Origin of the sequence: Nitrosomonas sp. GH22, from assembly GCF_009833115.1 — a bacterium.
In the GTDB taxonomy this organism is placed as follows: Bacteria; Pseudomonadota; Gammaproteobacteria; order Burkholderiales; family Nitrosomonadaceae; genus Nitrosomonas; species Nitrosomonas eutropha.
In genome coordinates this window covers 123,015-139,882 of the sequence record NZ_QRCA01000010.1, presented here as the reverse complement: position 1 = coordinate 139,882, position 16,868 = coordinate 123,015, and the positions used below count along the sequence as shown (strand labels likewise).

The 16,868-nt window shown below is 47.4% G+C and carries 15 protein-coding genes and 1 tRNA gene; 8 read left to right on the top strand and 8 right to left on the bottom strand.

Annotation, left to right across the window (positions count from 1 at the left end; genetic code table 11):
- Positions 1 to 33 precede the first annotated feature (33 nt).
- On the bottom strand, positions 34 to 1,968 hold the full coding sequence (locus ABF86_RS04240) for an ATP-dependent DNA helicase (protein ID WP_074684567.1): 1,935 nt from the start codon (positions 1,966 to 1,968) through the stop codon (positions 34 to 36).
- Between the two features lie 231 nt (positions 1,969 to 2,199).
- Here ABF86_RS04240 and ABF86_RS04235 point away from each other — a divergent pair, with 231 nt between their 5' ends.
- The 4 genes from ABF86_RS04235 to rsmA all read left to right on the top strand — a co-directional run bounded on the left by ABF86_RS04235 (position 2,200) and on the right by rsmA (position 7,596).
- Positions 2,200 to 4,377: an LPS-assembly protein LptD gene (locus ABF86_RS04235; RefSeq protein ID WP_074684527.1), complete on the top strand. Its 2,178-nt coding sequence runs from the start codon at positions 2,200 to 2,202 to the stop codon at positions 4,375 to 4,377.
- Positions 4,374 to 5,717 carry a peptidylprolyl isomerase gene (locus tag ABF86_RS04230; protein ID WP_074684528.1) on the top strand — a complete coding sequence of 448 codons (1,344 nt, stop codon included), beginning with the start codon at positions 4,374 to 4,376 and terminating at the stop codon, positions 5,715 to 5,717. The genes ABF86_RS04235 and ABF86_RS04230 overlap by 4 nt, the downstream gene beginning before the upstream one ends.
- 69 nt (positions 5,718 to 5,786) lie before the next feature.
- Complete coding sequence (pdxA, locus tag ABF86_RS04225) at positions 5,787 to 6,809, top strand: 4-hydroxythreonine-4-phosphate dehydrogenase PdxA (protein ID WP_074684529.1); 1,023 nt, start codon at positions 5,787 to 5,789, stop codon at positions 6,807 to 6,809.
- A 16-nt stretch (positions 6,810 to 6,825) separates the two neighbouring features.
- On the top strand, positions 6,826 to 7,596 hold the full coding sequence (rsmA, locus tag ABF86_RS04220; protein WP_074684530.1) for a 16S rRNA (adenine(1518)-N(6)/adenine(1519)-N(6))-dimethyltransferase RsmA: 771 nt from the start codon (positions 6,826 to 6,828) through the stop codon (positions 7,594 to 7,596).
- On the opposite strand, the gene ABF86_RS04215 is transcribed toward rsmA, so the two are convergent.
- The 3 genes from ABF86_RS04215 to ABF86_RS12525 all read right to left on the bottom strand — a co-directional run bounded on the left by ABF86_RS04215 (position 7,589) and on the right by ABF86_RS12525 (position 10,090).
- Positions 7,589 to 8,092, bottom strand: a complete 504-nt coding sequence (locus ABF86_RS04215; protein WP_011634295.1) for a methylated-DNA--[protein]-cysteine S-methyltransferase — start codon at positions 8,090 to 8,092, stop codon at positions 7,589 to 7,591. The two genes, rsmA and ABF86_RS04215, sit on opposite strands and share 8 nt — an antisense overlap.
- Before the next feature lie 59 nt (positions 8,093 to 8,151).
- Positions 8,152 to 9,600, bottom strand: coding sequence for a DNA-3-methyladenine glycosylase 2 (locus tag ABF86_RS04210; RefSeq protein WP_083341396.1), 1,449 nt, complete (start codon positions 9,598 to 9,600; stop codon positions 8,152 to 8,154).
- Positions 9,601 to 9,808: 208 nt separating this feature from the next.
- Complete coding sequence (locus ABF86_RS12525) at positions 9,809 to 10,090, bottom strand: hypothetical protein (protein ID WP_204987556.1); 282 nt, start codon at positions 10,088 to 10,090, stop codon at positions 9,809 to 9,811.
- A gap of 120 nt (positions 10,091 to 10,210) precedes the next feature.
- On the opposite strand from ABF86_RS12525, the gene ABF86_RS04200 reads away from it, so the two are divergent.
- Genes ABF86_RS04200 through ABF86_RS04190 form a run of 3 tightly spaced genes read left to right on the top strand, consistent with a single transcriptional unit; the run spans position 10,211 to position 11,122 of the window.
- Positions 10,211 to 10,420: a helix-turn-helix domain-containing protein gene (locus ABF86_RS04200; protein WP_074684533.1), complete on the top strand. Its 210-nt coding sequence runs from the start codon at positions 10,211 to 10,213 to the stop codon at positions 10,418 to 10,420.
- A complete protein-coding gene (locus ABF86_RS04195; protein WP_160803469.1) occupies positions 10,417 to 10,572 on the top strand; it encodes a hypothetical protein in 156 nt (51 codons plus the stop codon). Before ABF86_RS04200 ends, ABF86_RS04195 begins: the two co-directional genes overlap by 4 nt.
- Positions 10,562 to 11,122, top strand: coding sequence for a VC1465 family Xer recombination activation factor (locus ABF86_RS04190; RefSeq protein ID WP_074684534.1), 561 nt, complete (start codon positions 10,562 to 10,564; stop codon positions 11,120 to 11,122). Before ABF86_RS04195 ends, ABF86_RS04190 begins: the two co-directional genes overlap by 11 nt.
- A 759-nt stretch (positions 11,123 to 11,881) precedes the next feature.
- Here ABF86_RS04190 and ABF86_RS04185 read toward each other — a convergent pair.
- The 4 genes from ABF86_RS04185 to ABF86_RS04170 form a co-directional block, all read right to left on the bottom strand.
- On the bottom strand, positions 11,882 to 13,441 hold the full coding sequence (locus tag ABF86_RS04185) for an amino acid permease (protein ID WP_074684535.1): 1,560 nt from the start codon (positions 13,439 to 13,441) through the stop codon (positions 11,882 to 11,884).
- A gap of 387 nt (positions 13,442 to 13,828) precedes the next feature.
- A complete protein-coding gene (locus ABF86_RS04180; RefSeq protein WP_074684536.1) occupies positions 13,829 to 14,713 on the bottom strand; it encodes a recombination-associated protein RdgC in 885 nt (294 codons plus the stop codon).
- Between the two features lie 91 nt (positions 14,714 to 14,804).
- A tRNA-Arg gene (locus ABF86_RS04175) sits at positions 14,805 to 14,880 on the bottom strand.
- Between the two features lie 75 nt (positions 14,881 to 14,955).
- Entirely contained in the window at positions 14,956 to 15,759 is an 804-nt protein-coding gene (locus ABF86_RS04170) for an outer membrane protein assembly factor BamD (protein ID WP_164502677.1), read from the bottom strand.
- Between the two features lies 1 nt (position 15,760).
- Here ABF86_RS04170 and rluD point away from each other — a divergent pair, with 1 nt between their 5' ends.
- Complete coding sequence (gene rluD / locus ABF86_RS04165; protein ID WP_083341397.1) at positions 15,761 to 16,789, top strand: 23S rRNA pseudouridine(1911/1915/1917) synthase RluD; 1,029 nt, start codon at positions 15,761 to 15,763, stop codon at positions 16,787 to 16,789.
- Positions 16,790 to 16,868 lie beyond the last annotated feature (79 nt).

Sequence of the window (16,868 nt, the reverse complement as noted above, 5' to 3'; positions counted from 1 at the left end):
CCGACAAAGATAAACAATTGGAATGGAATGACATTAAACAGCAGCCAGAAAATGTGTTACTTCATCCAGATCACGAGTGCGTTTCATTGGTGGCAGACTTTGCCAGATTCGTTTGCCATAGGGTTTGGATATCAGACGCGGATCACAAATCATCAATACTCCCCGATCATACTCATCCCGTATCAACCGACCAGCACCCTGTTTTAAATTGATAATAGTATGTGGCAGCTGGTATTCCATAAACGCATTACGACCTTCCTGCGTATATTTTTCGATGCGGGCAGATAATACCGGATCATCTGGTGAGGCAAAAGGTAGCCGGTCAATGATTACCAGTGAAAGTGCGCGGCCGCGTACATCCACACCTTCCCAGAAAGATTGGCTGCCCACCAGGACGGCATTGCCCAGTTTACGAAATTGATTCAGGAGGGCAGAGCGGGTTTCTTCTCCTTGCAGTAATAACGGATATTCGAGTTGCTCCTGCTCGAACGCATCCTGCAGTAACTCATGGATCTGCTGCATGTTGCGCAAACTGGTGCATAAAATGAATGCTCGCCCACGGCTGGCCTTAATCACCGGCAACACTGCCTGGATGATGCTCTCGGTGTAATTCGGTGTATTTGGATCAGGCAACTGAGTCGGCACATAAAGCAGTGCCTGATTAGGGAAATCAAACGGGCTATCCCAGCTGGCGGTTTTGGCTTCAGCCAGCCCCATCATTCGATTGTAATGGGAAAAATCCTTTTTGACTGATAGCGTAGCAGAGGTAAAGATCCATGCACGTGCTGTGGTATTGAGCTGCCTGCTGAATGTTTCTGCGATAGACAAAGGCGTGGTATTGAATTGCAGGCTTTGGCTGTAGGTCTCAATCCAGCTGATAATTTTGCCGGATTCGGATTGCTCGTGCCATTGTCTGATTTTGTTCAGAATAGCTTGCGCTCGCAGCCAGCAGTTTTGTAATTCTTGAGAACGAACAGCCTGGGTTTCAAGCAAATCAGCCAGTTGTACCAGTTTTTCCTGTAGTACTTGCCGCGCCTCACTGAATCCAGGCCGCTGTGCGGCGGTTGCGAAGGAGAGGCGCGCATGCTTTTCAGTGATTGTCGGTAGGATATCCAGTGCAGCTTTTTCTGCCGCAGCCAGCGCATCAAACAATGGTGTAAATTCCCGCGCAACGAGTAGAGCCTCGGTATGGATATCACGCACCAGAGTCACTATCTGGCCAGTGCTGATTGATTCACCAAAAAACAGGCTGGCCACTTCCGGTAACTGATGTGCTTCATCAAATATCACGGTATTACAAGCGGGCAGTAACTCGGACAATCCTTCATCACGCAGCATGACATCCGCAAAGAACAGGTGATGATTAACGACAATCATATCTGCCAACAATGCATGTTTGCGCGCTTCCATAACAAAGCATTGTCGGTAATGCGGACAATCTGATCCCAGACAGTTTTCCCGCGTGGAAGTAACATGCTGCCAGATGGCCGCCTGTTCTGGTACCTTATCCAGCCCGCTTTTATCACCGTGGCTGCTGGTATTGGCATACCGTTTAATCAGATTGAGATATTTTACTTCAGTACGGTTAGCAAAGTGAGCGTGATCCGAATTCAATGTGCGTTCAAGATGATAATGGCAGATATAATTGGCACGTCCCTTTAATAGTGCAACCGTTACCGGGACTTTCAGCGCAGCACGTATAGTTGGGATATCACGCTGGAAAAGCTGATCCTGTAATGTCTTGGTACCGGTGGATAAAATAACTTTTCCTCCCGACAATAACGCCGGCACCAGGTAGGCAAAGGTTTTTCCTGTGCCTGTACCCGCTTCGGCAACCAGAATTTCCTGGTTCTCTATTGCGTGTGCGATAGCTTGTGCCATCTCCAGCTGCTGGGTGCGTGAGCGATAGTCTGGTATATTGCGGGCGAGCAAGCCATTAGATGAAAAAATGGTGCTCAATTCAGGCATCAAATCGGACATTGGAACAATCGAGTTATACAAAGAATTAATCAAAATATGTGGAAATGTCCTTCTTTGACGTATTTCCTGCTTTAAAGTGTAACTGTGTTTTTACCTGGATATATCCAAAATCACCAGCAACCAGACCTTTGTTCCGATTATCCACCCGGGATAATTACCGGATAATGGTGCCTTTATTAAAAGACATCCAGAAAAAATCCATTTAAGTCCTGGTCCTGAATGAGTCTTCTGTCAAAATTACATTTAATACTGTACATCTGCTTGTTGCTGCTGCCGCTTCGATTCGTGAATGCGGAGCAATTATCCGGATCAGGCGAATCTCAACCGGTTCATATTGAAGCAGATCGGATCGATGGGCATTATCAGCAGGAAATTGAGGCAACCGGCAATGTGCGGATGCGTCGTGGTGATCAGACATTATCAGCCGATCACGTTAAATATTATCAGGATACAGAAGATGTAGATGTGAAAGGTAATGCGCTGCTTGAGCGCCCTGACGATACGCTATGGGGTACCTTCCTGCAGATGAATCTACAGACCGATATTGGCGAGTTGCGTGATCCTCGCTACGCTCTCAAGGGTGGAAATGGGCGGGGCAGCGGGAGCCTGCTGCTACTAGAAGGAGAAAATCAGTACAGAATCAAGAAAGCGCGTTATACCACTTGTCCGGAAGATAATCATGACTGGTACATTTTGGCGGATGATCTGGAAATAGATAATGAAAAAAAAGTAGGAACTGCACGCCATGCTTCAATCCGGTTCAAGGATGTGCCGATTCTTTACCTACCGTGGATGAACTTTTCCTTCAGCAAGGAACGAAAAACCGGCTTTCTGTCGCCTATTATGGGTAACACAAGTAGAAGCGGAGTCGAAGTATCAGTTCCTTTTTACTGGAATATTGCACCCAATTATGATGCCACGATTACGCCGCGCCTCATGAGCAGGCGTGGTGTCATGCTGGATAACGAGTTTCGCTACATCGGACAGGGACTCGGTGGCCGTTTACAGTTTGATTATTTGCCGAATGATCTGGTAACCGATACAACGCGCTATGGCTTACAGTTTAATCACTCCCAATTTCTTGGATCTGGGTGGTTTGGGGCGTTGAACTACAACCGGGTATCTGATCACAATTATTTCCGGGATCTGGGTAACAATATTCTGTTTACTTCTCAAGTCAACCTGCTGCAACAGGCAACGGCAAGTTATTTCAGTGAACTGGGCCGCAATGGCATGCTCATATTCAGTACACTTATGCAACAATTTCAGACAGTTCAGGACCCCAGGGCGCCTATTATTTCACCCTTCAAAATCCTGCCACGATTCACACTGAACGCGGTGAAAAGTAATGTCTATGGTCTGGATTTCGACCTTGCCAGCAGTTTTACGCACTTTTCTCACCCGACATTACCGCATGGTTTACGTTTTACAGCATTTCCCAGTGTTGCTTTGCCACTAGAAAACTCCTTTGGTTTCATTCGGCCACGGGTGGGGCTGCACTACACAAAATATGATTTGAATACACCAGCCTTTCCAGGCACAAATGATAAGCATCTTGACCGATCTGTGCCGATATTCAGCCTGGATAGCGGCGTGGTACTGGAGCGTGATATGACATTAGGGGGTGGAAATTTTATTCAAACCCTGGAGCCACGCGTTTTTTATACCTATATTCCATACAGAGAACAGCGGCTGTTACCCAACTTTGATTCGGCAGAAATGGACTTTAGTTTTGCCCAGCTGTTCATGGAAAAAAGGTTTAGTGGTGAAGATCGAATCAATGATGCCAATGAAATTACGCTGGCAATGAGTTCACGCCTGATTCATTCAGCGACCGGTAATGAACGCCTGCGCTTTTCTGTAGGGCAAAGAATTCGTTTCAGCGATCGCCGGGTCTTGCTAACCTCACCCCAGGTCACAAGGGCAGGATCCGATTTTATTGCAGAACTTTCCGGTAGTCTTGCACAGCATGTCAAGACTGACGCAGGGATACAGCTTAACCAGAATAACCTGCTGATAGAAAAAATTCGTACCGGCATCAGCTATAACCCGGCCCCAGGTCAGGTTATAAACGCTGGCTATCGTTTTACCAGGGATGTTCTGGAACAGGTTGACTTGTCTACTCAGTGGCCTTTCCTGAAAAGATGGCAGGGCTTTGCCGCTATCAATTATTCTTTGAAAAATGACAAGCTGCTTGCCGGCCTGCTAGGCCTTGAATATAACGCTTGCTGCTGGTCACTGCGCCTGGTAGCCAGCCGCTTTACGACGGCAACACAAAAAACCTCAACCAATATTTTCGTTCAACTGGAATTGAACGATTTAATGAGAATCGGTACCAATCCGATACGTGTGCTGCAACAGAGTATTCCAGGTTATGTAAGGACAGATTTACAATGATCCGATTAAGCCAGTTTATACAGTCAAAGTTTGGAAAGTTCGCATTGATCGGAGCTTTTACCACTATGTGGGTGGTAAATATTTCTGCACAAAATTTCCATCCCGGGAACGACATCAAGCCAATTGATCGTATTGTGGCTGTGGTTAATGAGGAAGTGATCACCCAGCAGGAAACTAATGAGCTGCTGCAAAATACAATTCAGCAATTGCAGAAACAGAATATACAGTTGCCTAGCATGGAGGTTCTGGAGAAACAGTTATTGGAACGCCTGATCATCAAACGAATACAGCTGCAACGCGCCAAGGAAGTCGGGTTATCTGTCAGTGACAACGATCTTGATCAAACCTTGCGCCGGATTGTTCAAGATAACCACCTCACCATGGATGAGTTCCGGCAAGTGCTTTTGCAGGAAGGAACTAATTTAAGCCTATTCCGGGATGAAATTCGCGATGAAATTTTGATGTCCCGACTGAAAGAACAGGAAATAAACAGCCGTGTCAATGTAACCGAGAGTGAAATCGATAACTTTCTGGAAAATCAGGCTAACTCACCGGCGGCTAACGAAGAGTATCGCATCGCGCATATCTTGGTGCAGACTTCAGAACAGATGGATGAGGCACAGATCGATACACGCCACAAACGTGCCGAGGCAGCCTATGAAGATCTTAGGCAGGGCATCAGTTTTGCACAGGTATCTGCTGAATATTCCGATGCAACGGATGCGATGCAGGGAGGTGAGCTGGGCTGGCGCCCACTTGGCCAGATAGGTTCACCCTTTGCTGAATTGCTGTTGCAAATGCAACCGGGAGAGATTACTCCTGTGGTACGCAGCCCGATTGGGTTTCATATTCTTAAGTTGCTCGAACGCCGACAACAGGAAAAGTCGGTAACAATCATTGAACAGACGCATGCACAGCATATTTTAATCAAGGTCAGTGAAATAATTTCTGAAGAAGATGCGCACCAGCTAATTGATCAAATCATGGAACGCATTCATAACGGGGCGGATTTTATGGAGATGGCCAAGGCGCATTCGGAAGATGCCAGTGCATCTGCCGGGGGAGATCTGGGTTGGGTTTCTCCAGGAGATACCGTGCCCGAATTTGAACAAGCGATGAATGCATTGCTGCCAGGGCAAATCAGCCAACCCGTGCGTACATCTTTTGGCTGGCATCTGATCAAGGTCATTGAGCGGCGCTCACAAGATGTAAGCGAGCAGAAACAGCGTGAAACAGCGCGCAAGACTATCCATGCACGCAAAGCAGATGCCGTTACGCAGGAATGGTTGCAGCAGCTCAGAGATCAGGCCTATGTGGAATATAAAGTTGAAGGCATCTGAGCGAATGTACAACAATGATGAAGTGATCTTTTTTACAGATAGGCTTGATTTACTGGCTGGATCTTCAATATGACAATTGCTTCCATCCCAAGATTGGTGGTAACTGCCGGTGAACCCGCTGGTATCGGCCCGGATTTAAGTGTACAAGTTGCACAACAGGATCTGCCTTATCAACTGACAGTTATCGCTGATCGCAACGTATTGGAACAGCGTGCAGAAAAACTGAGATTACCTTTGCAGGTATTGGAAGTTGATTCAATAGACGATTTTCCTTGCCTGCCGCCACATAAAGCGGGGTGCGTACATGTACTGCATGTACCCGTCAAAAACCCGGTGGTAACAGGTCAGCTGGATGTTGGCAATGCAGCTTATGTACTGACAACGTTACAGTTGGCGGTAGCAGCCTGCAGCACCCACAAGACCGATGCCATAGTCACGGCGCCGGTACATAAAGGTATTATCAGTGAATCAGGCATTCCATTCTCCGGGCATACTGAATATCTGTCAGAGCTGACAAACAGCCATGCCGTTATGATGCTGGCCGGTGGCGGTATGCGCGTTACCCTTGCCACAACCCATTTGCCGCTTAAAGATGTTCCTGCTGCGATTACGCCTGAGCGACTGGAACAAAAGTTGCGTATTATTCATCATGATCTGGTCACACGGTTTGTAATTAAAAATCCGTGCATTGCCGTGGCAGGACTGAATCCTCACGCTGGAGAATCCGGACATCTTGGTCGTGAGGAAATCGACATTATTATTCCAGTACTGACAAAACTGCGTAACGAAGGGATGAATCTGTTGGGTCCGCTACCGGCAGATACTCTGTTTAATCCTCCCAAACTCAAGAAATATGACTGCATCTTTGCCATGTATCACGATCAGGGATTGCCGACACTCAAACATGCCAGTTTTGGCCATGGTGTGAATATCAGCCTTGGAATGCCCATTATTCGCACATCAGTGGATCACGGTACGGCGTTGGAGCTGGCCGGAACTGGACAGGCCGATCCTGGCAGCATACATGCTGCCATTGAAATGGCGTTGACGCTCGTCAGGAACACCAGAAACAACTCTCTGCAGGCAAACTAACAATCTGAGAATTAACATGCGGCATATTCCCCGCAGGCGTTTTGGCCAGCATTTTCTGGTTGATCATCACATCATTGCCGAGATCATTCACATCATTTGTCCACTACCAGGCGACCGAATGATTGAAATCGGGCCCGGATTGGGTGCATTAACCCAGCCTTTGCTGAATAATCTGGACACGCTGCAAGCCATTGAGCTCGACCGGGATATCGTTGATTATCTGTCCCGAAATTATGCTGAGAAGCTGGTCATTCATAATGTCGATGCTCTGAAATTTGATTTTTCTGCGCTGGGAGAGGGGCTGCGAATTGTTGGGAATCTGCCTTACAATATTTCCACGCCACTATTGTTTCATCTGTCCCGATTCAGCAATCTGATTATCGATATGCACTTCATGTTGCAGCTTGAAGTGGTGGAGCGCATGGTGGCACAGCCTTCCACGCCGGATTACGGGCGTTTGTCGCTGATGCTGCAAAACAGGTTCGAAATGGAACAAATGCTAATCGTCCCCGCAGAAGCGTTTAATCCACCTCCGCGAGTCCAGTCTGCCATTGTATGTATGCGCCCAAGAGTGGTACCAGTTATTCCATTTGAGCTGGAAAAACTGTTTAGTGAGATGGTCTTGGCTGCATTTTCTCAACGGCGTAAAACACTGCGTAATACACTGCGTCATTATCTGACTATCAAGGATTTTGACCAGCTGAGGATTGATCCGGGGCTGCGGGCAGAAAATTTATCGCTTGAGCAATATTCAGCAATTATCCGCCACATCCATAAAATCAGATAAGAGTAGTTTGCTTATCTTTATGTTCATGTTCAAGCAGCCACTCCTTGCGGTGGATACCGCCTCCGTACCCCGTTAGTTTGCCGTTGGCGCCAATGACGCGATGACAGGGAATAATAATGGAAATAGGGTTACGACCGTTTGCCATTCCTACCGCACGTGCAGCTCTGGGCAGATGAACGTGCTCGGCAATATCTTTGTAACTAACTGTCTTGCCATAAGGAATAGAGGTTAATGCCTGCCAGACCATTTCCTGAAAAGGGGTGCCAGTTGCTTTGAGTGGCAAATCAAATTCATGCAGTTCCCCGGAAAAATAAGCATTTAACTGGGCAATAGCTTCTTTGAAAGGGATAGCATCTGTATTCTGTAGCCAGCCATCTTTCATGCCGGATAACAGTTTCTGAGCTTCCTTTTCCATATATAACCCAGTAAGAAATTCACCATCACTCGTGAGCAACAACGGATCAATGGGACTTTCCATAATGATGTAATAATTCATTGCTTGCTCTCCTTGTAGGATTATCATGTAATCAGACTATACTTAATAGCGCTATTTTCTCATTCTCCTGCACACTGATGCCATAAGTGAATCGCACCATATGCACGCCAAGGTTGCCATTTTTCAGTACGACGCAACAGTTCGGCCGGTTTTTCCATCCGCAATCCGCGTAACAGACCGAGATCTGAAGCTGGAAATGCATTGGAGTCCCCCAGTGCCCGTATTGCAATGTATTGAGCAGTCCAGGGGCCAATCCCCGGCAGTTCCAGTAGTTGTTCGATTATTTTGTTTCGATCGATTGACTCAGGTTTCAGTGCGCCATTCACGATAGTTTGTGCAAATCGCTGAATAGTCAGAGCTCGCCGCCCAGTCAGACCAATATCGATGAGGGCTTGCAGAGAAGTGTCGGCGATGAGCTCTGCAGGCGGACTAGTACGATCCAGCCCCGGGAAAGGGGTGTCCACTGGCTTACCAAAGGTTGCAACAAAGCGGCCAAACAATGTAGTGGCTGCCTTGACGGTTATCTGTTGCCCCAGTATTGCGCGTAGACCCAGTTCAAAAATATCCAATGTTCCGGGGATACGCAGACCGGGATGATTGGCAATCAGCGGCTTTAATATGTCGTCATTTCCCAGATGAGCTTCGATTATTGCCGGATTAGCGTCCAAATCAAATAGACGGCGTAGATACATTTGCAACCGGATAAGACAAGGTAATAAAGACCGTGAGGCTTGCACATATATCTGATGGCGCTTTGTGTCCTGTTTTGCAGTAACCCAGCCCTGACATCCATCAAGATTTACTGTTTGCAGATAGTTGCCATTCTGTATCTGACTCAAGCGTATATTACTGCGACTACAGAGAAAACGGATTAAGGCATTCCATGCCAGCGGTGGGCGATAACTCAGCCGTAACAAAATAGTAGTTTCCTCGTTGACCGGATATTTCTTGCGTAGGGATAATGGATTTAACCGGTATCTGGATGTAAAGGTATCGCTAAAATGGGGAACACTTGGAAAACCACAGGTGTGCGCTATATCATTTATTTCCAGAGTTGTATCCGTGAGTAATTGTTTAGCCAGCAACAGACGCTGGGTTGTTTCCAGCTCAGTCGCGTTTACGCCATATTCACGTTCAACGATCTGGTGGAATTGATATGACTGCAGCCCAAGCTCATCCATCAATGTTTCGATATTATTGTGCATCAATAATCCCATCCGGATTCGTTCTGCTGTCGACTGAACCTCGTATCCGATTCCACTTGTTCTGAGATTGCCCGGTGCAAGTTCAGGCCGACAACGCAAACAAGGACGGTAACCATCCTGCTCCGCACGTGCTGCGCTAGAATAAAATGTACACCAATCTACTTGTGGCAAACGTGCTCGACAAACGGGACGGCAATAAATCCGTGTAGTGGATACACCTACAAAAAACAAACCATCAGAATTAGTGTCGCGCGCCTGAAGTACCGCATAACAACGTACAGAATCCAAAGGACGAATGTTCACGAGAGGGCTGCCATGAAGAAAGTTGCGGGAGCAAGAAACGTATTATTATTCCCTTTTTCCAGATTTATTTCTTTAATTTAACATAATGCAAATTATACGAAATAAGATGCTCATGCTCGCAGCATGAAAACACACAAGGAAACGCGTTATGTCAAATCAAAAAACCCGCTACGGCGGTCTGTTCTGTGTGCTTATCAACAGTTCCTTTTCAAGCTGGCTCGTCAAGGCTATGGAACGACTTGGTTTCAGCAGTTTTTGGGTCAATTTTTTTCTGTGGTTGCCGTGTCGGCTGGCCATGCTTGAAATCAAACTTGAGTATGGTTCTCTGGAGAATTTCTTCAATCAGGATCGGGATCGATAACAGCGGGTTGATTTTGGGTAATGAGGGCAGACGAGCGACGAGCGCAGCGAGGAACGAGGAATGCCTGAATGGACATAGTAACACTAGTCCATTCATTCCCATTTTGGGAAAGATTGAGTTAACCGGCATTAGTCCATTAATTCACCATTTGGCGCGGGTTTCCGTGGATTTTTTCACCCTTGAAACACCCTTAAAAACTGTTCCGCACACATTCAATGGGTTTGATGCCTTTTTTGAGGGGGAATTCTGATGATTTATTTGACCGTTTCTGAGGTTGCTGATTTTCTCCGGATATCTCCCAGGCGTGTCCGTACCTTACTGCAGCAGGGTCGTATTCGTGGAAGCAAAGATTCCCGGAATATCTGGCGTATTTCGATTCCTTTCTGCTTGTCTGTTAACTTGCGCGGCCCGCGTTCTAAAGCAGCTTATCGGGTTCATCTTGCCGGGAGGCAATCATGATCTCTGATGAAGCACTCGCAAAACGTTACGGCGTAACGCTTGGAGATATTCTTGAATGGTGTGTCGAAGGTCGCTTTGAAGGCGCTTTTTACCATCGCAGGGATCGACGCTGGTATATCCCGCTGCCCGTGAGGTATCACCATGCCCCGTAAACGTCGCTACAAACGCAAGCCGTACAAGCCTGTGAACTATGACACCATCCGTGAAACAAGGCTGCTGGCGGGTCTTACCCGGCAACAGGTTGCCGATATGCTTCGGGTTTCACTGCGTTCTGTTCAGTACTGGGAACGCGGCCTGGTTCACATGCCTTATGCCGCGTTCCGGTTTCTTCGCATCATGACGGGCTATGAGTTGCCCGGTGACTGGAAAGGCTGGATGTTACTGCGTAACAAACTGATTTCTCCTGAAGGCAAAACCTTTACTCCCGGTGATCTCTACCCTCTCAACTGGATGATCGACAAGGCTCGCATGTGGGACAAGGAATACCGTCGTCGTGTCAGTTCTGGATCAACTGCGCTGGTACCGTTTGCGTTACCCGGTAATGCGTGGCGCGGCTGGACGTGTCATGACGGCCGTTTGCTCTCTCCCGATGGTATGGCGTTTACGCCTGTTCACCTCAATTTCCTTGCGTCCATGGTTGACCGGATCTGCGGGGAGATCTCTTCAGTTCCGGTCACGGTCATCCAGGATGACGCACCATGAACGATTTGTGCCGCTGTATGCCGCGAAGAGCGATGAGCGCAGCGATAGAGCGATTGAGCAGTGCCAGAAGGTGTTGGAGTGATGAAAATCGCTTAAATCGCGTTTTAAGCCCTTTCTGTGGCCAGCAGAAAATATCGAGACCTTCGGCGACATCCGAGCTTGCGAGGAAGAGACCGAAGCAGCGTAGATTTTTCGTCGCGGGTTACGCCGTAACGCTTTCGGGATTGCTACCGCTCGCCCCCCATCCACCCCCTTACAAAACAGGGTTTCGGGGTTTGCGTGAAAATCTTTCTACCTCTTTTTATGGATATCTTTTCAACCATCAACTATTCTTTAAATCATGAATGCAAATTTTTCACACGCTATTTTTCCTCTGAATTTTTCTCCCGGAAATTTTGTAATTGTGCAAGCCATTGATTTTATTGCTTGCAAATTATACGAAATTAAATAAGCTTTTTGCGGATAAAGACAATTAGATACGGTTGGGCTTGGCTGAACAATCTAATCAGGAAATCTTTTCCAGCAGGCGGCAATAAGGGCAATCCGATGCAGACCAGATGATCGCCACAGGAGACGTGGATCGTTTTCAATGAGAATAAGGTGATCCAGCGGCACATCTTGCTTAAGCTGCTGTCACAACCAGGAACGTTTCCCCTCAGGGCTATTTTCAGCAGGTGATTGAATCGATCATCCCGGACCGCACGGCATAAGTTTCTCATGCCTTATGTTCCGATTGAGCATCAGAATTATGGCAGGAGGTTACTTTTCCTTGTCTCGTTCTCCTTCTTCGTGATTCACGAGAGACCGGATTGGTTCAATCAAATTTTCGCCACCAGAGGGAGTACTAATACCCAGCAGAACATGACTTCTGCGATAGCCATACAGAAAATAAAAAATCAGCCCAACTCCTGTCCAGATTGGAAATACCAGTTGAGCATCTGTTGGCAGAAACAAAAAAAGTGTTATGCAGCCGCCGATAGCAAGTGGTCCTACCAGCCAGATTACAGGTGCTTTAAAAGGTCTTGCACGATTCTTATCCTTGATCCGAAGAATCATGACGGATAGCGCTACCACTAGAAAAGCAAACAGCGTTCCGGAATTGGAGATATTCGCTAGCTTGCCTACTGGCAGGAAAGCGGCTGATGCCGTAACGACGAGCCCGGTAACCAGTGTTACAATATACGGGGTTTTGAAACGCGGATGAATATGGCTTAATACTTCCGGGAGCAGGCCATCACGCGACATGACGAAGAAAATACGCGTCTGCCCAAACAGCATCATGAGGATGACTGAAGGAAGCGCCAGGAAAGCTGCCAGACCGATCAGGTTGCCAACTTTCTCCCATCCGATCTGGCGTAGCACATGTGCCAGCGCTTCATGCGAACAGACAACCGGTTGTTGTCCCGCTGTTGCGAGCAATTTGCATTGCGCTGCCATTTCCCTGGAACCGGGCATAAGACCTTCCCCTGTGGCATCAATTAATGGCTGCGCACCTACCGCACCGACCACACCAGCGGAAATCAGTAAATAAAATAATGTACAAATCAACAATGAGCTGATCAGGGCAATCGGAAGATTTCGTTGTGGATCTTTGGTTTCTTCCGCCGCAGTCGATACCGCATCGAAACCGACATACGCAAAAAAAATGGATGCCGCTGCAGTGGCAACACCTGATGTTCCTAATGGCAGAAAAGGATCAAAGTGATTCATATCAGCAACCGGCAAAGCAAGTGCTATAAATGCTGTCAGAGCGACAATTTTGACCGCAACAAGAGTAGCATTGAATGTAGCGCTTTCCCGTGTGCCGATGATTAACAAACTGACAACCAGGATGCAAATGATTACTGCAGGCAGATTGATGATTCCCCCGGCAAAGGGGCCATTTACCAGAGCAAAGGGAATTTTAATCCCCAGCGAGGAATTCAATAATCCGACGAAATAGCCTGACCAACCTACGGCCACCGCACCAGCAGCAACAGAATATTCCAGGATCAATGCCCAACCCACCATCCAGGCGATTAATTCACCCAGTACTGCGTAGGAATAGGTATAGGCAGATCCGGATATCGGTACCATCGAAGAGAGCTCAGAATAGCAAAGCGCAGCCACTGCACAGACAAAACCGGCAATGACGAAAGCGATCATCATTCCGGGGCCGGCTTTCTGGGCGGCTTCGGCAGTTAGTACAAAAATACCGGTTCCTATAATTGCGCCGATTCCCAGCAAGGTCAGCTGCCACACGCCCAGGGAACGATGAAGACTTTTCTTGGCAGCCGTGGCCAGCATAGAGTCCAGCGATTTTATACGCCAGAAGATCATGAGCTTCCTCCTTCAATAAAAACAGGTAGTTGCAACATTTCTGAATTCAATGCGAGGTAGTGTACAAGAAATGCCATGACCAAAAACCCGAAATCGAGATACATTTCTATATACTTCTACATTTTTCACAATCTCTGCGAAATATTTGTAAACTGACAAGCTAAGGCGGTCTATGAAGAAACTCATTCCCAATTGAAAGTGACCCTGACACCTAAGAGCCTGTTCAATATCACGAGCTAAAACAGCACCGGCAAGAACAGCGGCGCAAAAAATATCTGGAAAAACAGTAGAATATCACAACAGGAAAAATGCAGGACTCAGCAGCAACAACCCCGCAACACATACTTTATCCGCAACGACGCACCTTTATCAGCCGTTGTAGGCGGTTTATTCGTCGACCATTCCCCCTAATGCATCCATCAATTCGGGCAGTAGCTGCCGCAATTCAGCCGTCATTAGGAAAAAATCGCTATCAAACTGTTCTTCAGCTGTTTCTGTCGATTCCCGGTCGATATCAAGTAAGGTTATTCGCTTTAACTGCAGATTTTCATCGAGAATAAATGAGATCCTGTCTCGCCAGGTTATTGCCAGTTTGATGACTTCCTTGCCAGTCCGGACATGCCGGGTAATTTCCTGTAGATCAGGCAATTGCTGCACATAGCTCACTGAAATCTTTTTATCCTCGCGGCTGCGGAAAATACTGTCGCTGTCAACAGAGAAAATTACAGGTGGTTCATCGCCTGATAGCCAGGCCGTCATGGCGGATATTGGTGCAATATTAGTTCTGACGCGCTTTAGCCCAATACCAGTCGATTTAATGAATGCCTCAATCAGGGTATCTGCTCTGGAAGCGCTCGCACCTTCAACAACAAACCAGCCATCCACTGGGTCGATCCACACATGATTCCGTTGCCGGACAGAAAACGCACGCGCCAGCAGCTCACGATAAGCTGCTTCCTTGATATCTTTCATCTGTTTGCGACCAGGTGGGTATCCCTGGTGTGATTCCATTTCCTGTGCACGAACTTTGGCAAGCTGATTGACAACTGACACAGGTAACAGCTTTTTTTCTACCCCCAGCGAGATCAGCATCTGCTGCCCATAGCTGTAGACCAGGCCAGCTTCCTCGGCTCCCGGGGAAACCCAGCCCTTGCTCTGCGCTTCCAGCCCTAGGCAGCCCTGCAATGTTTGCTTCGCTAACCGCTCTTCCAGCTCGTCAAAAGTAATCACTGCGTCGGCAAGACGGTAAATCTGTAAATTTTTAAACCACATGAATTTGTATTGAGATAGAAATGCGCGATTAACTACAACAAATCTGAGGATTCTAGTAATCCGGATAGGATCTGTTAACAGGTTGGCAAGTTGGCGCCCTGGAGACGAATCGAACGTCCGACCTACCCCTTAGGAGGGGGTTGCTCTATCCCCTGAGCTACCAGGGCGTGGGCTGCATTTTACGCCAAAATTCCGGATGAACGAAATTGGTATGCGCTCCTGATGTAGAAAAATTCAATTTATTACCAGATTTTCCACCAGGGTTTTTCTACCAGCGAACCGGAATCTGTAAGGTAAGCACTTTCCGGGAAATTTTTTTTGATGACTTTTTCTGTATCTTCGCGCAAATCGATCAGGCCCAACTCATTGTAGGCGCTTGCCATGATGTACAGCGCTTCTTCTGTCGCAGGCGTTTGCGGGTATTCTTCCAGTACAAACTGCGCACGCCTGAGAGCTGCTATGTAAGCTTTCCGTTTCATATAATACCGGGCGACATGAATTTCACCTCTTGCCAGCGCATTGACCAGATAAGCCATGCGCTGCAGTGCATCAGGCGTATATTTACTATCCGGATAACGGGTTACCAGCAGCTTGAAATCTTCAAATGATTCTCTTGAAGCCTTTGCATCCCGTTCGCTCAAATCCTGCTTAATGATTTTGGTGGTTATATACCCCAATAGACCTTGATCATCGTTAAAGCTAGCGAGTCCCTTGATATAATAAGCATAATCAATATTATGATGATGTGGGTAGAGCTGGATAAACCGGTCTGCCGCTGCAATGGCTGAGGCCTGTTCCTGATCCTTATAGTAGGCGTAAGCTATTTCAAGCTGTGCCTGTTGAGCAAACCGTCCATAGGGATAACGGGCTTCCAGTGCTTCGAACAATTTGACTGCAGCTGAATAATTACCCTCGTTAAGCTCATTTTTGGCTTCGATATAAAATTTACTCGCAGACCACTGGCTGTTATCAACCGTTTTTTCGGACAGAATGCCACATGCGGCCAACAATACCATCAACCACCCTGCCAAAAATTGTCGCAACATAATGAATAATCTCAATAACGGGCAAGATGGACGCAATTATAGCGCAAAGCCTGATTCATCCACAGCCAGCGGCCAGAAAAATGAAGATATTATCGAATTGATCGCGCCAGATAATCTTGCAGGATTGCGGCTGGATCAAGTGCTGGCTCAGTTGCTTCCTCAATGGTCGCGCAGCCGGTTACAGCGATGGATTGGAGAAGACCGTGTCAGTGTGGATGGCTCAGCAGGATCAACCAGGCAAAAAATATGGGGAGGAGAAATAATCCATGTTACAGCTGGTCTGGTTGAAAGTGATCAAAGCCATCAGGCTGAGGCGATTCCACTCAGTATTATCTACGAAGATGATCATTTGATTGTCATCGATAAACCCGCTGGTCTAGTCGTTCATCCAGGAAACGGTAACTGGCATGGAACATTATTAAATGCTTTGCTTAACCATGCTCCACAACTCAGCCAGGTGCCACGTGCCGGTATCGTTCACCGACTGGATAAAGACACTACAGGCCTACTGGTTGTTGCTAAGACAATCGAGGCACAACTTGATCTGGTCAGGCAATTACAGCAGCGTACTGTCAAACGTCACTATTTCGCGCTCGCGCTGGGTGGGATCGAGAAAGATGGCCTGGTAGACGCACCCATTGGCCGACACCCTGTGCATCGCACCCGCATGGCCGTGGTGAAAAATGGCAAACCTGCCCGCACATATTATCGGGTTCTGGAAAAATTTGTTGCCTGCACATTGCTGCAATGTAGTCTGGAAACTGGACGTACGCACCAGATTCGTGTTCATCTGATGTCTATTGGTCATCCGTTGGCGGGAGATCCAGTGTATGGCAAAATTTCATCTGATCCACCAACAGCTGATGCGATCGTACACCTGCCAAGACAAGCATTGCACGCCCGGCAGCTCGAACTGACGCATCCTAACAGTGGACAGATTATGCACTGGGAATCTTCGCTGCCGGATGATATGAGCAGACTCTTACAGATAATGCGGAAGACCCCACGACCCATCCTGGCATTTTCATGAATCCGTATTTCTGGATGTAATCGGTGTAATTATTTCCGGGTTTCTATCCAAAACACAGATAAGCTATAGTTTTCTACCT

What these genes read in the sequence shown, in the direction of transcription:
- ABF86_RS04240 (WP_074684567.1), bottom strand. Translation starts at nt 1,968, where the DNA reads ATGCCTGAATTGAGCACCATTTTTTCATCTAATGGCTTGCTCGCCCGC.
- ABF86_RS04235 (WP_074684527.1), top strand. Translation starts at nt 2,200, where the DNA reads ATGAGTCTTCTGTCAAAATTACATTTAATACTGTACATCTGCTTGTTG.
- ABF86_RS04230 (WP_074684528.1), top strand. Translation starts at nt 4,374, where the DNA reads ATGATCCGATTAAGCCAGTTTATACAGTCAAAGTTTGGAAAGTTCGCA.
- pdxA (WP_074684529.1), top strand. Translation starts at nt 5,787, where the DNA reads ATGACAATTGCTTCCATCCCAAGATTGGTGGTAACTGCCGGTGAACCC.
- rsmA (WP_074684530.1), top strand. Translation starts at nt 6,826, where the DNA reads ATGCGGCATATTCCCCGCAGGCGTTTTGGCCAGCATTTTCTGGTTGAT.
- ABF86_RS04215 (WP_011634295.1), bottom strand. Translation starts at nt 8,092, where the DNA reads ATGAATTATTACATCATTATGGAAAGTCCCATTGATCCGTTGTTGCTC.
- ABF86_RS12525 (WP_204987556.1), bottom strand. Translation starts at nt 10,090, where the DNA reads ATGCCGGTTAACTCAATCTTTCCCAAAATGGGAATGAATGGACTAGTG.
- ABF86_RS04200 (WP_074684533.1), top strand. Translation starts at nt 10,211, where the DNA reads ATGATTTATTTGACCGTTTCTGAGGTTGCTGATTTTCTCCGGATATCT.
- ABF86_RS04195 (WP_160803469.1), top strand. Translation starts at nt 10,417, where the DNA reads ATGATCTCTGATGAAGCACTCGCAAAACGTTACGGCGTAACGCTTGGA.
- ABF86_RS04190 (WP_074684534.1), top strand. Translation starts at nt 10,562, where the DNA reads ATGCCCCGTAAACGTCGCTACAAACGCAAGCCGTACAAGCCTGTGAAC.
- ABF86_RS04185 (WP_074684535.1), bottom strand. Translation starts at nt 13,441, where the DNA reads ATGATCTTCTGGCGTATAAAATCGCTGGACTCTATGCTGGCCACGGCT.
- ABF86_RS04180 (WP_074684536.1), bottom strand. Translation starts at nt 14,713, where the DNA reads ATGTGGTTTAAAAATTTACAGATTTACCGTCTTGCCGACGCAGTGATT.
- ABF86_RS04170 (WP_164502677.1), bottom strand. Translation starts at nt 15,759, where the DNA reads ATGTTGCGACAATTTTTGGCAGGGTGGTTGATGGTATTGTTGGCCGCA.
- rluD (WP_083341397.1), top strand. Translation starts at nt 15,761, where the DNA reads ATGAATAATCTCAATAACGGGCAAGATGGACGCAATTATAGCGCAAAG.